This is a genomic window from Klebsiella sp. BIGb0132 (genome assembly GCF_024810075.1).
Lineage (GTDB): Bacteria > Pseudomonadota > Gammaproteobacteria > Enterobacterales > Enterobacteriaceae > Klebsiella > Klebsiella terrigena.
Genome location: NZ_JANUDW010000019.1, coordinates 1 through 13,284 on the forward strand (window position 1 = coordinate 1; position 13,284 = coordinate 13,284).

The 13,284-nt window shown below is 63.3% G+C and carries 14 protein-coding genes; 1 reads left to right on the forward strand and 13 read right to left on the reverse strand.

Annotated elements, in window-relative coordinates; genetic code table 11:
* Positions 1-119, reverse strand: a 119-nt coding sequence (locus M2416_RS26250; protein WP_171996282.1) for a hypothetical protein, incomplete at its 3' end; no start/stop codon positions are given.
* Between the two features lie 278 nt (positions 120-397).
* On the opposite strand from M2416_RS26250, the gene loiP reads away from it, so the two are divergent.
* Positions 398-1,156 (forward strand): metalloprotease LoiP, encoded by a 759-nt coding sequence (gene loiP, locus M2416_RS26255; RefSeq protein ID WP_041147175.1) that lies wholly within the window; start codon positions 398-400, stop codon positions 1,154-1,156.
* A gap of 42 nt (positions 1,157-1,198) precedes the next feature.
* Here the strand turns inward: loiP and M2416_RS26260 are convergent, their stop codons facing one another.
* From M2416_RS26260 to M2416_RS26315, 12 genes are all read right to left on the reverse strand, one after another.
* Positions 1,199-2,839, reverse strand: a complete 1,641-nt coding sequence (locus M2416_RS26260; protein WP_259227560.1) for a thiamine pyrophosphate-binding protein — start codon at positions 2,837-2,839, stop codon at positions 1,199-1,201.
* A gap of 14 nt (positions 2,840-2,853) precedes the next feature.
* Positions 2,854-4,323, reverse strand: coding sequence for an aldehyde dehydrogenase (locus M2416_RS26265; protein ID WP_259227561.1), 1,470 nt, complete (start codon positions 4,321-4,323; stop codon positions 2,854-2,856).
* A gap of 15 nt (positions 4,324-4,338) precedes the next feature.
* Positions 4,339-5,103 carry an aspartate dehydrogenase gene (locus M2416_RS26270; RefSeq protein ID WP_123551963.1) on the reverse strand — a complete coding sequence of 255 codons (765 nt, stop codon included), beginning with the start codon at positions 5,101-5,103 and terminating at the stop codon, positions 4,339-4,341.
* Between the two features lie 9 nt (positions 5,104-5,112).
* On the reverse strand, positions 5,113-5,907 hold the full coding sequence (locus M2416_RS26275; protein WP_259227563.1) for an SDR family oxidoreductase: 795 nt from the start codon (positions 5,905-5,907) through the stop codon (positions 5,113-5,115).
* Positions 5,891-6,661, reverse strand: a complete 771-nt coding sequence (locus M2416_RS26280) for an alpha/beta fold hydrolase (RefSeq protein WP_259227564.1) — start codon at positions 6,659-6,661, stop codon at positions 5,891-5,893. Before M2416_RS26280 ends, M2416_RS26275 begins: the two co-directional genes overlap by 17 nt.
* 9 nt (positions 6,662-6,670) lie before the next feature.
* Positions 6,671-7,201 carry a cupin domain-containing protein gene (locus tag M2416_RS26285; protein ID WP_041147181.1) on the reverse strand — a complete coding sequence of 177 codons (531 nt, stop codon included), beginning with the start codon at positions 7,199-7,201 and terminating at the stop codon, positions 6,671-6,673.
* 10 nt (positions 7,202-7,211) lie between these two features.
* The gene (locus M2416_RS26290) at positions 7,212-8,468 is read right to left on the reverse strand and encodes an MFS transporter (protein ID WP_076946682.1); all 1,257 of its coding nucleotides are present in this window, start codon (positions 8,466-8,468) and stop codon (positions 7,212-7,214) included.
* A 26-nt stretch (positions 8,469-8,494) separates the two neighbouring features.
* The gene (locus tag M2416_RS26295; protein ID WP_259227565.1) at positions 8,495-9,691 is read right to left on the reverse strand and encodes an NAD(P)/FAD-dependent oxidoreductase; all 1,197 of its coding nucleotides are present in this window, start codon (positions 9,689-9,691) and stop codon (positions 8,495-8,497) included.
* On the reverse strand, positions 9,688-10,614 hold the full coding sequence (locus tag M2416_RS26300; protein WP_123551957.1) for a VOC family protein: 927 nt from the start codon (positions 10,612-10,614) through the stop codon (positions 9,688-9,690). Before M2416_RS26300 ends, M2416_RS26295 begins: the two co-directional genes overlap by 4 nt.
* Before the next feature lie 88 nt (positions 10,615-10,702).
* On the reverse strand, positions 10,703-11,491 hold the full coding sequence (locus M2416_RS26305; RefSeq protein ID WP_045857098.1) for an IclR family transcriptional regulator: 789 nt from the start codon (positions 11,489-11,491) through the stop codon (positions 10,703-10,705).
* Positions 11,492-11,505: 14 nt separating this feature from the next.
* The gene (locus tag M2416_RS26310; protein ID WP_041147186.1) at positions 11,506-12,255 is read right to left on the reverse strand and encodes an SDR family oxidoreductase; all 750 of its coding nucleotides are present in this window, start codon (positions 12,253-12,255) and stop codon (positions 11,506-11,508) included.
* Positions 12,255-13,277 carry an aromatic ring-hydroxylating oxygenase subunit alpha gene (locus M2416_RS26315; protein ID WP_259227567.1) on the reverse strand — a complete coding sequence of 341 codons (1,023 nt, stop codon included), beginning with the start codon at positions 13,275-13,277 and terminating at the stop codon, positions 12,255-12,257. Before M2416_RS26315 ends, M2416_RS26310 begins: the two co-directional genes overlap by 1 nt.
* Positions 13,278-13,284 lie beyond the last annotated feature (7 nt).

Consider the following 13,284-nt stretch of genomic DNA (forward strand, 5'->3'; position numbering starts at 1 on the left):
AGGACTTCGGCAATGTCAGCCATACCCATCGGGGCACCCGGGTGGCCGGATTTGGCTTTCTGTACCGCGTCCATGCTCAGCGCACGAATAGCGTTAGCAAGCTCTTTACGTGAGGACATTTTGACTCCAGTTCGGACTGTTGAAGGCCATACCCTTAACGACTTGACGAGAGCGCGTTTTGGGCTACGCCGGAAAAAAGTGACAACAATGTAACCCAAGCGACAAAACATGTACATGGAGCATCCTTTTGTGGTTTAAGAAATCTCCGGAACACGTTGTGCTGCCCCGGAATCCTCTCGCCCGTAACTCGCAATACTCTTTATAATTTGTGCAGGATGCGACATGCTTACCGTCGCCTTTTTCAGACAAAAAATCGTAAGATTGTGGAAGATAAAAAATGAAAATTCGCTCAACTATTCTTGCCCTTGGGATCGCAGCAACGCTCACCGGATGTCAGAACATGGACTCCAACGCCCTCCTCAGCTCCGGCGCCGAAGCTTTCCAGGCCTACTCTCTGAGCGACGCGCAGGTCAAAGCGCTCAGCGACCAGGCCTGTAAAGAGATGGATAGCAAGGCGACTATTTCGCCCGCCGGCAGCGAATACAGCAAGCGTCTGAATAAAATCGCCGCCGCGCTGGGGGACAATATCAACGGCCAGCCGGTTAACTACAAAGTGTATGAAACCAAAGACGTTAACGCGTTTGCGATGGCCAACGGCTGCATCCGCGTATACAGCGGCCTGATGGACATCATGAACGATAACGAAGTGGAAGCGGTCATCGGCCACGAAATGGGCCACGTTGCGCTGGGTCACGTGAAGAAAGGCATGCAGGTGGCGCTCGGCACCAACGCCGTTCGCGCCGCCGCCGCGTCTGCGGGCGGCATCGTCGGCAGCCTCTCCCAGTCTCAGCTGGGCGATCTGGGCGAAAAGCTGGTGAACTCGCAGTTCTCCCAGCGCCAGGAGTCTGAAGCGGACGACTACTCCTACGATCTGCTGCGTAAGCGCGGAATTAATCCGTCGGGACTGGCCACCAGCTTCGAAAAGCTGGCCAAGCTGGAAGCCGGGCGTCAAAGCTCAATGTTTGACGATCACCCGGCATCCCAGGAGCGCGCTCAGCACATCCGCGATCGCATGAAGGCCGACGGCATTAAATAATCCCGGCTCCCCTCTCTGCAGCGCCAGAGAGGGGAAAACGGCTTAATACAGCGTTTTCTGCGGCGGTCCGGCAAAACGCAGCGCGCCAATCTGCCCCATTTTGACCTCCACCACCGACGGCCCCGGCATCGCCAGCGCTTCGGTCATCACCGACTGGAAATCCTCCGCCCGCTCAACGCTCCACGCCTGCAGGCCGATGGCCTGCGCCAGCAGCGTGAAATCTGGAGTATGCAGCTCGTTGTAATACTGGCGCCCGCCGAAATACTTATCCTGAATCCCGCGCATCACGCCGTAGCCGCCATCGTTCATGACAATCAGCGTGACGTTAGCCTTTTCCTGCGCCAGCGTCGCCAGCTCCCCCAGATTCAGGCTCAGCCCGCCGTCGCCGACGAGGCCGACCACCTTCCGCTGCGGGTTAGCAATCGCCGTGCCGATCGCCATAGGCAGGCCCATGCCAATGGCCCCGGCCAGCGAGTGGATGTTCATTAACGGGCCGTGGGCGCGGAACAGACGGCTCCCCCACAGGCTGCCGGAAACGGTGATATCGCGCACCAGGATCCCGTCGTCAGGCAGCGCCTGCGCGATGGCGTCGTTCAGCTGCGCGTAGGCGCCGCACTGCTCGCGCAGCCCGCTATCCGCCAGCGCGACCGCCTCTTTGACCTGCGCGTCCCACTGCTCATTGCCCCATTCACGCCCCTGCGCTTTTTCCGCCAGCGCCGCCAGCAGGCTGGCACAGTCGGCAATCAACGTGTTATCCATCAGATAGTTACGGCTGGCCGCCGCCGGGTCGATATCAATCTGCACCCTTGGCGACGGCAGTTCGAGGGTCCAGGAGCGGGTTTCATTGCTGCGCAGGCGCGAGCCCGCCACCAGGGTAAAATCACACTGCGCCATCAGCGCTTCAACGGACGGCGAATTATGGAACGCGCGCAGGCTGGCGCGGTGCGCATCCGGCAGCACGCCGCGGCCGTGGGTGCTGGAGATCACCGTCATCCCGGCATCGGCCAGCTTTTTCACCGCCGCCGCGCTGCCGATAGCCCCGCCGCCCAGCCACAGCAGCGGTCGTTTCGCCTGTCGCAGCTGCGCCCACAGCGCATCGACAACGGCGCTATCGGCGTCCGCCGCCGGGGCCGCTTTCAGCGCGGAGGTCACCAGCGAGGCCGGGATTTTCGCGCCCTGAATATCAATCGGGATCTCAACCGATACCGGCCCGCACGGCGGCGTTTGCGCCTCCTGAATCGCCTTATGCAGGATAGCCAGCGCCTGGCTGGCGTTGCTGATGCGGTACGCGCGCTTCGAGCTGGCCTTCAGGAAGGTCAGCTGGTCGCGGGTTTCGTGAATAAAGCCGGTGTCGGCATCGAGCCAGGTTTTTTCCACCTGACCGGTGAGGTGCAGCAGCGGCGTGCAGGCGTTCATCGCCTCCACCAGCGCCCCTACCGCGTTGCCGGCCCCCGCGCCGGTGCTGGTCAACGCCACGCCCAGTCCGGAAAAACGGCCGTGGGCGTCGGCCATGGTGACCGATCCGGCCTCACCGCGCGCCGGAACAAAGCGGATATTTCCAAGCTGGCCTACCGCATCGGCGATCGGCAGGTTGTGAATAGAGATGACGCCGTAAATAGCCTCAACGTTGTACTGCTCCAGCGTTCTGGCGATGGCTTCGCCGACGGTTATCATTTCGCTCATTGCACACCCTTCTCTTAGTCGCACCAGTGGTTGACGCTATTACCCGTCGCCAGATAAATGCTCTTTTGTTGCATCCAGGCCTTTAGCCCCTGAATCCCTTTTTCGCGGCCCAGGCCGCTCTCTTTAAAGCCGCCAAACGGGGTCGAAATGGAGAAAACCTTGTAGGTGTTGATCCACACCGTTCCGGCTTCCAGGCGATCGCTTAAGCGCAGGGCGCGTCCGCTGTCTCGCGTCCAGATCCCGGCCGCCAGGCCGTAAACCGAATCATTGGCCTGCTGGATCAGCGCGTCTTCATCGCTGAAGCTCATCGCCACCAGCACCGGACCGAAGATCTCCTCCCGACAGGCGCGGGCCGCGTTGGTCAGCCCCTCAACGATCGTCGGTTGAAAATAGCTGCCTGCCGCCAGCGCCGGATCCGCCGGGATCTCGCCGCCGCACAGCACCCGGCCGCCTTCGCGTTTAGCCAGCTCGACGTACTCCAGCACGCTGTCGCGGTGCTTTTCATTAATCAGCGGTCCGACGTGGGTGTCCGCGCTAAACGGATGGCCGATTCTGAGCCCGCGGGTCAGCTCCAGCAGGCGCGCCATCAGCTGCGGATAGACTTTTTCATGCACAAACAGCCGCGAGCCGGCGATGCAGGCCTGGCCGCCGGAGCTAAAGATGCCGTAGCAGATGCCGCGCGCCGCCTGCTCAACATCGGCATCTTCCAGCACGATAGTCGGCGATTTGCCGCCGAGCTCCAGCGACGCCGGGATCAGCTTTTCCGCCGCCACGTGCGCCAAATGACGTCCGGTGCTGGTGCCGCCGGTAAACGAAATTTTGCGCACCAGAGGGTGGCGGGCCAGCGCGTCGCCAATCACCGATCCTTTCCCCGGCAGGACGCTGAGCAGGCCCGCCGGCAGGCCGGCCTGTTCGAAGATCCGCGCCAGCTCCAGCGCCATCAGCGGCGTGGCTTCCGCCGGCTTGAGGATCACCGCGTTACCGGCGGCGATCGCCGGGGCCACTTTTTGCATCTCGCTGGCGATCGGCGAGTTCCACGGCGTGATCGCCGCCACCACGCCCAGCGGCTCGTAGCGGCTGAGCGTCAGCAGATCCGCCTGACGCGGGGTCAGCAGTTCGCCCTCCAGCAGCTCGCAGGCGGCGGCAAAGTAGCGGGCGCTGCCCGCGGCGCTCATCACCAGGCCTCGCGCCTCCGCCAGCGGCTTGCCGTTGTCGCGGCTCTGCATCCGCGCCAGCTCCTCAAGACGGGATTCGATAATATCCGCCGCTTTATGCAGGATCTTTGCCCGCAGATGGGGCAGCATGTTGCGCCACGCCGGCTGACGCCAGGCGCTTTCGGCCAGCGCGATCGCCTCATGCAGATCGTCAAGGCTTGCCGCATGCAGCGTGGCGTTGACCGAGCCGTCGGCCGGAAACTGGCTGTGCATCAGGTTGCCGCCGCCGTGGCGCCAGCGACCGCCGATAAAAATCTTTAACTCATCCATCGCCGCCTCTTTGCGCTATGCCAGTTCGCGGCAGGCGCGAACCGCGCTCAGTGCCGCCAGGGTGGAAGTTTTTGGGTTGCTGGCGAGCGGTAATCCGCTGAGCTCCAGATGGAACTCGCCAAACGCGCCCTGTACGTGCAGGGTGTGGGTATTGCGCCGGGTCATCGGATCGACCATCAGCTGTACCCGGGTATCGTCCATCCCGATGCCGCCCAGCGCCACGGTTGCCGCAACGTTGGCGTTCGCCGGAAACAGGCGAGCCGCTTCGCGCGCGCTGCCTTCAAAAAAGATTTTTGCTTCAGTGACCGCGTTGAGGTCGATGAGCATTTCCGCATAGCTGCCGCGCCAGCTGGCCGGGCTTTTGCGCGACCGGTAGGTCACCTGCTCAAGACCGCCCTCTTTCGCAGCCGCCAGGCCGTCGATACCGGCCACCGCGCCGGAAAGCAGAGTTAGCCGGCCTCCGGCGCCGTTGAGGCGCTTTTCCAGTTCGCTATCCGCCAGCGCGCCGGTAGAGATCACCGCCAGATGCCAGCCGCGCCTGAGAATGGCTTCACCAAACTGCGCCACCGCCTGCTGGCTGGCGCACTCCAGCACCAGATCCGGGGTTTCCGCGCAGGACTGCGGATCGTCCAGTACCGCTACCGCATCGCCGAAGCGCTGACGGATCGCCGCGTGGTGCGCCTCGCGCGCCACCACCCAGCCAAGGGCGACCTGCGGCGGCAGCCGTTCAATCACCGCCTGCGCCATCGCGCCATAGCCGATGAGCATGATCTTTTTCATCTCAACTCCTTACAGATGACGGCAAAAGCCGCCGGAGACATCCAGCGCCGCGCCGGTGGTAAACGACGCCAGCGGCGAGGCGAGGAACAGCAGCGCCTGCGCCGGCTCGTTCGGCCTGCCGAGGCGCGCCATCGGGATCCCGCGCTTGCGGGCGATATCCGCCGTCCACTCGGGCCAGCTCTGGCTCCTGTCCGTGCGGTTCTCAAAGCGCCGCTGCCACTGTCCGGACTCCACCATGCCGAGCAGAATGGAGTTCACGCGAATGCCTTTGGCAACCAGGTCCTTCGACAGCGTCAGGGTCATGTTGAGCAGCGCCGCGCGCGCCGCGGAGGTGGCAATCATGTGCTCCTCCGGCTGCAGCGCCAGCAGCGAGTTCACGCAGGTGATCGAGGCGATATCCGAGCGCTCGAGCTGCGCCTGAAAGGCTTTCACCGGGTTAATCACCCCGAACAGCTTGAGCTCCGCCTCGTGCAGCCACGCCTCCCGCGGCGTATCGGCGAAGTGCGCCACGTACCCCTGGCCGGCGTTATTAATCAGCATGTCGGCACCGCCAAAGCGCGCCGCTACCGCGTCGGCAAAGCCCTGCACCTCGTCTTCTTTCAGCACGTCGCAGCGGTAAGAGAAGACGTCCGCTCCCGGATATTCGTTTTGCAGCGCCGCATGGGCGCTGGCGAGCCGGTCCGGATTACGGCCGCAGAAGGCGACCTTCGCCCCCTCCCCCAGCAGCAGGCGCAGCGTTTCAAAGCCAATCCCTGACGACCCGCCGGTGACCACCGCTACGCGTCCCTCAATTTGTGCATTCATCGCGCACCTCTTCCCCTACCCGTAAAAGCTGTTGATTGAAAAATGTGTCGTTATCGAGATAGCTGGCGTGCCCCGCTCGCGGGATGCCGACATACGGCATGCGGTAGCGCAGCGCCAGGCCGTGCACCAGCTCCGGCTGGGTAACGGTGTCCTGCTCACCGCACCACGCCTCAAAGCGGCCGCCAAAATCGCCAAGCCAGCGGTGAATATCGTCATGGACCAGCATCCACGCCGCGGCAAGATAGCCCTCGGCGCGCAGCCTGCGCATCCCCGCGGCAACGACGGCAACGTTGGCCTCATCGCTACAGGGGTGCAGCAGCTTCGCCGCCCGGCCCTGCGCCATCGCTTCGCCGCCGGCGGCCATCTGCTGCTGCCGACCCTGCCAGATTTTTTCACGCTGCGCGGCTTCCGCCCGGCCGTAGCCCTGAGCGGCATCGGCCAGCACCAGGCGCAGAACGCGCCCGGGATACTTTGCCGCAAAGGCGCTGGCCACCAGCGCGCCGAGCGAGTGGCCCACCAGCACCGCCTGCTCAACGCCGGCGTGGTCGAGCAGCCGCGCCAGCGCCTCGGCATAGTCGCCGGCATCCGCACGCTCGGCCGAGAGCATCGGGCTTTCGCCATAACCGGGCATATCCCAGGCCAGCACGCGGTAGCCGGGCAGCGCCATCTGCTTATGCCAGGAGGCCGCGCCGGAGCTGATGCCGTGCAGCAGCACCAGCGGCGTGCCGCTCCCCTGTTCACGAAAACCCGTCATCATGTCTCCTTAACCCCGCTTCACTTTCGACAGGGGATGATCTTGCGGATAGGTCGGGATGTTCGGTTTGCGGGTGCCGAGCATCACGCACATCAGCGCTTCCTCTTCGCCGTGGTTAAACAGCCCGCGGTAGATCCCCGCCGGGACGGAGATCAGGTCGCGCTCGCGCAGCACGGTTTCGGTATAGCTATCGCCGTCCTGAACCATCAGGGTTATCTGCCCCTTGAGCATGAAAAACACCTCTTCGACGTCATCGTGCAGGTGCAGCGGCCCTTCGCACTTCGCCGGCAGCACCATGGTGGAGAAAGTGAAGTTCTCCGCCGCCACGGTATTGGTATCGCTGGCGACGCCGGTGGCGCCGGTGCCGATGTAGCGCATCTGGGCGCGGCGGTATTTCGGGTCGAAATCGGCCTGGAACTTCAGCGCGTTCCAGTCATATTTGCGTCCTTCAAAGCGCGCGATCCGCGACTCAATCCACTCTTCCATCGTCAGGTGCTCAGGCTTGAGGCCCTGTTTTGCAGTTACGCTTGAATCTGTCATCGTCTTCTCCTCAGTAACGTCTTAGCAGCGGCAGCAACAGGAGACAGCCTACGACCGCCATCACCGCCAGAAAGATCAGTCCGGAATCCATGCTGTGGGTGAAGGCGATCAGCGCGCCCATCACCGCCGGCGACAGGGCGCCGGCAAAGTTTCCCAACCCGTTGAAAATCCCGCCCGCCGTGGCGCTGACCCGGGGATGGGTCGCCTTCGCCAGCAGCGCAAAAATATTGGGGGCGCCGGTTCCCCACATGAAGGTGCTAAAGCTCATCGCCGCAATAACCGTCAGCGGGCTGGTGAAGTGCATCACCGCCGCCAGGCCCACCGCCGCGCCGGCCAGCGAGATAAAGCAGGCAGCCGCGCGTTTATCGACCCGGTCGGAAAGCCACGCCCCGATGATTTCGCCAAGCAGCATGGCGATAAACGGCATCGACGACAGCCAGCCGGCGTGCTCCAGGTGGATACCCTTGCCCTTAATCAGGTAGCCGGGAAGCCAGCCGTTGATGCCCCACAGATAGGCCAGGAAGGCGATATTAAAGACGCAGATCATCCAAAAGTGCGGGCTGACAAACAGCTCCCGGCGCGCGCTACGCCGCTCTTCCTGCGAGCTGGCGGCCGCGGACGTTTTGCCCTCCAGCTGGATCCCGCGCAGGCCGATACGGACAAAAATCAGCACCGGCGCCGTCAGCATCGCCATCACAAAGAAGGTGCTTTGCCAGCCGAAGGTGCTGAGCAGCCAAATGGAGAGCGGGAAGCCGATGGCCGCACCGACCGGCGTGCCGAGCAGCCACAGCATGGTGGCGCGCGCCTGCAGACGCTGAGGGAAGGTGTGGCGCACGATGGCAAAGGCCAGCGGAAACAGCGGCCCCTCGGCGATGCCGAGCAGCACGCGCAGCACGATCATGGCGCTGTAGCTGTGGGTGAACCCCATCATCACCATCAGTACGCACCACACCACCATCATGCCGGTGAGCAGGCGCAGCGGCGCGATGCGGTCGCCCAGCCCGCTGAGCAGAACCGAGGAGAAACCGTAGCTCAGTAAAAAAGCGCTCATCAGGATGCCAAGGCGCGTGGTATCAAAATCGATGCCCATCGCCTGCTGAAAATGGCTATCAGAAAACAGCGCCGCAATGCTGATTTTGTCGAAGAACGCCAGCAGCACGCAGGCCAGTAACGACAGCGGAATAGCCCAGCGAACCGCTTTTTCAGGCGCGTGGACGCCCTCACCGCTCGCCACGGAGGGCGCGGTGTTTGTCTCTAATGTGGTCATCTCTCCCCCTTAAGGGTGCGCGGGTGTTATCGCAATGACATCAGCGAAAAGGTCAGATCGTCGAGCGGCACCGCGGAAAGATCCCTCCCCGCCGCCATCCAGCGCTTCGCCAGCTTGACGGTACGCGCATCGTTAAACGCCACCAGCTGGCTGAGCCGGCCGTCGCTATCGAGCGAGAAAAAGAGCGGACCTTTGGGATCGCGGCGAACCAGCGTCCGGGTTCCCGGCTGGGGGATCCCGAGGATCTGAATGTTGTGCGCGTATTGATCCGACCACAGCCACGGCGCTTCGTCGTAGCCCTCGGCCTGCGGATCGAGCATCGCCTTCGCCGTCGCTACCGCCTGATTCTGGGCAAAGGCCCACGACTGAATGCACAATCCGTACTGGTGATGGCGGGCGACGTCGCCGGCGGCGAAAATAGCCGGATCGGCGGTTCGCCCCTGGGCATCAACCACGATCCCGCGATCGACGGGCAGGCCCGCCTCCTGCGCCAGCTCCAGATTAAGCTCGACGCCGATCCCCACCACCACCGCGTCGAAGGTCTGACGCCGGCCGTCGCAGCGGATCACCGGCAGGCCGTCGCTATCTTCGAGGCCCAGCGCGCCGCACCCTGTGCGGACGTTGACTCCCTGCTCGCGGTGCAGCCATTCCAGCTCCTGCGATACCTCGCCGCTCACCGAGCGCATGCACAGCGCCGGCTGCTGTTCGTAGAGCGTGGCCTCGACGCCGCTTTTACGCGCCGAGGCGGCAATCTCGAGGCCAATCCAGCCGCCGCCGACGATCGCCAGCCGGGTGCTGGCCGCCAGGCGCGCCTTCAGGCGCCGGGCATCCTGCCAGTGGCGCAGGGTGTAGACCTGGGGATGCTGCGCCCAGGCCTCGCCGGGCAGGCGGGCGCGGCCACCGGTAGCGATCAGCAGGCGGTCGTAGGCCAGCCGCTCGCCGCCGCTCAGGCGCACGGTTCTCGCCTCACGATCGATGGCCTCCGCGCGCTGCGGGCGGTACCACTTCAGGTTCAGCGCCTGCTGAGCTTCTGCGCTAAACAGACGCGGCAGCGCCGGTTCGGCCTCCAGCAGCGCCGCCTTCGACAGCGGCGGGCGCTCGTAAAAATCCCACTCCTCCTCGGCGATGACGCAAATCTCGCCGTCAAAGCCTTCATCACGCAGCGTTTTTGCCGCCCAGCCGCCGGCCTGGCCGCCGCCGATAATCACTATCCGCACCGTCATACCGCCTCCGGCTTTTTCTGCTGGCGGCGGGTGTCGTGGTCGATACCGCCCTCCACCGCCCACTCGGTAAAGGAAACCAGGGAGTGTTCCAGCTCGCGCGGCTGCCAGTTTTCCGTCAGATAGTCGTCGTTGGTGTAGTACTCAAACGCGCCGCCGGTCGGGCTGTTGACGTACCAGAAGTAGGCCGAAGAGACCGGGTGGCGGCCGGGGCCGATAAAGGTGCTCCACTGGCTTTTGTTCATCGCGATCCCACCGCCGATCACTTCGTGAATATCGCGCACCGTAAAGGCGACGTGGTTAAGACCGCGCTTGCGGGTCGGCAGCTGTAATAAGAAGAGATTGTGATGGCCACCGCGCACGCCGCAGCGCAGGAACACCGCGCGGTTGATATAGCGATCGGACACCTGGAAACCGAGCACCTCGCGGTAGAAGCTCTCTACCGCCGCCAGCTCCTCAACGAAGAACACCACGTGGCCGATGTTGATCGGCTGGGCGCGCTCGTAAACCGGGCTCGGCGTATCGATCCGCCGCACGTCGCCCCACTGGTTTATCGGCTCGACATCCAGCTCAACCGGCATCTGCTGGCTCACCTGAACCCGCAGCGTCATGCCGTTCGGATCCTGGCACTCGAGGGCGCCGTCTACTTCGCGAAAGGCCGGCTGCTGCGCCAGCTTCGGCCGCAGCGCCTCCAGCGCCGCCCGGTCCGCTACGCCCCAGGTCATCCGGCGCAGGGTATTACCCGCCTCAAAGGCGGGCGGCAGATCCGGGCTGTTGATCGGGTTCAGCAGCACCTGAGCGCCGCTCAGGGTGGTAAAACGCCGGCCGTCGGCATCGCTCGTCAGGCCAAAATCACGCATAAATTTGGCGCTATGGGTCAGGTCGTCGACGCCAAACTCCAGCTTTTCAATTCCGGTTACACTCATCGTTCGTTGCCTCTTTACCGTTCTGTCGCCCGGATTTGGGCGTAAAACATGCCCGACGCAGCCAAGCGCCTGCAGTTAACGTATTGATTTAAATAGCCTGAGCTAAATGCCCAAGGAAGCCTGAAATTTTGTCCGCCGCCATGCTGACATCGTTTTGCAGCCGCTCGCGGTCAGCCTGCGGGATCTCATCCGACGGCACCAGGATACTCACCACCGCCGCCACCCGTCCGCTGCGATCGTAGACCGGGTAAACGATGGAGGAGATGCCGTGACGGTAGAAGGACTCGCCGATCACAAAGCCCCGCGCCTTATCCTGCTGCACCATCTGCCACAGCGCTTCGCGGTCGTGAATTTGCCCCGGCGTATTGCCCGGCAGCCGCTCGTCAGGGAACAGCAGTTCGAACTCGCGGCGGGAGACATCGGTCAGCAGCATGCGGCCAAGCGAAGTGCAGTGGACCGGCAGGCGGGTGCCGATGCTGACCTGATTAATGCGCGAGCCGGCGGCGCTGACGCGGGCGATATAGATGATGTCCCGCCCGTCGCGGATCGCCAGGTGGCTGCTGCACTGGCTGGTATCGCGCAGCTGCTCAATCACCGGCTGACCGACCTGCGCCACATCCAGCGAAGCGATGTATTCAAAGCCCAGACGCAGGACGTTCATCCCGAGCGAAAAGGTATTGGTGCGCGGATTGCGCTCCAGAAAGCCCATATATTCCAGCGTCTGCACCACGCGATAGGCGGTCGCTTTCGGCATATCCACCAGCCGATGCAGCTCGGCGAAGGTCAGATCGCGATGCTGCTCGCCAAACGCCAGCAGCAGCTCCAGCCCCCGCTCCAGGCCCGGCACCAGGTACTTCACTTCCCGCTCGTTTGCCATACCGCCTCGCCTCTTTAGTTAAAAACAAATCCGCCGTTGACCGGGATCAACTGCCCGGTGATAAACCGCGACAGCTCGCTGAGCAGCCACACCACGCTGCCGGTAACATCTTCCGGCTGCTGGGCGCCGCTCAGGGCCCGGCCGTTCTCATACAGCTGATGACGTTCAGCCGGAACGTACTCGGTGGCCTCCACGCGGGTCAGCCCCGGGGCGATAGCGTTGATGCGGATGCGTTTCTCCCCCAGCTCCCGCGCCATTGAGCGGGTCATGGCGATCACCGCGCCTTTGCTGGCGACGTAGGCCATCAGGCGCGGCGCGCCCCACAGCGCGGTGTCCGACGCCACGTTAACGATCCCGCTGCCTTCTCGCAGCAGCGGTACCGCCGCCCGGGTCACCAGCCAGGTGCCTTTGACGTTAACCGACATCACCCGATCCCACAGATCCGGATCGTAATCGATCATATTTTTGCCGCCGACGCCGGTGGCCATCGCGGCGTTATTCACCAGTCCGTCAATGGGACCTCGTTCGCCGATCGCGCTAAACGCCTGCGCGATTGAGTGCGGATCGGCCAGATCGATAGCCTGAGACTCAATGGCAAAACCTTGTTCACTGAGCCCATGCGCGCGCTCGGCCAGTTCGCCCTCGAGGATGTCGCACATCACCACCTTCGCGCCCTGCTCCGCACAGGCTTTGGCAAAGTGATAGCCCAGCCCGCGCGCGGCGCCGGTCACCACGATGCGTTTACCGTTCAGCAGTCCGTTCATCAGGCAGCACCCTGCTGTTCTTCACGCGCCGCCAGCTGCTCCTTGGCCGCTTTTTGCATCATACGGCGCAGGCGCGACAGCCCGACGTCGTGCTGATAGAGATATTCGTGGTCGCGGGCGTTCGGCGCCAGGCTCTCCAGCACCACGCGATCCTGCTCGAGCACTTCCCAGTGCAGTTTTTCCAGGCGGTTGCGGTACATAAAGCGCCACATATCGCGCTGCCAGCCCTGCACGCCGCGGATACGCCAGAAAAAGACCCGACAGTTGTCGTTATCTTCCGGCACCACCATGCCGACGATAAAGAAGTGGCCTCCAGGCCCAAAGCGTTTCTGATACGGGATCGACAGGCGCATCCAGCAGGCGCCGCTGTTGCCGAGCTCTACCCAGTCAAAGTTGACGCCGCTCTGCCCCTTCTTCTCAAAAATGAAGCCGGTTTTGGTCGGCTGCAGCACCATGTCCGCTTTACGCTCGCCTTCCGCCATCGAGTGCGAAGAGGAGTGCAGATAGGTGCCATGCATCGGGTCCATAACGTTTTCCAGCGCGTACTGATAGTTACATTTCCACGCGGCGGTGCAGAGGTAGTTGCTGTATTTGTCGCCGTTAGCCAGCTCTTCCGGGAAGGTCAGCTCCTCCGGCGGCTGGTTCGCCGTGGCGCCAAACCATAAGAAGATCGCCCCGTGCGCTTCCTGAACGCTATAGCTGCGCACGCACTGCTGGCCCACCAGCGGACACTTGTCGACCGCCGGGACATCTTTCACTTCGCCGTTTCCCGCCACTTCCACGCCGTGATACCAGCAGGCGATGCGGTCGCCGAGGTTCCAGCCCATCGACAGGCGCGCGCCGCGGTGCGGGCAGCGGTCTTCCAGCGCCTGCAGCTGGCCGTCTTTATTACGCCAGATAACGATCTGCTCGCCGAGACGGGTGATGCCCACCGGCGCGGACTGCACCTCCCAGCTTGCCAGCACCGGATACCACAGGCCGCGTAACCCTTTATCGAGATAGTTTTGTACCGTTGTCGTCATCGCTGTG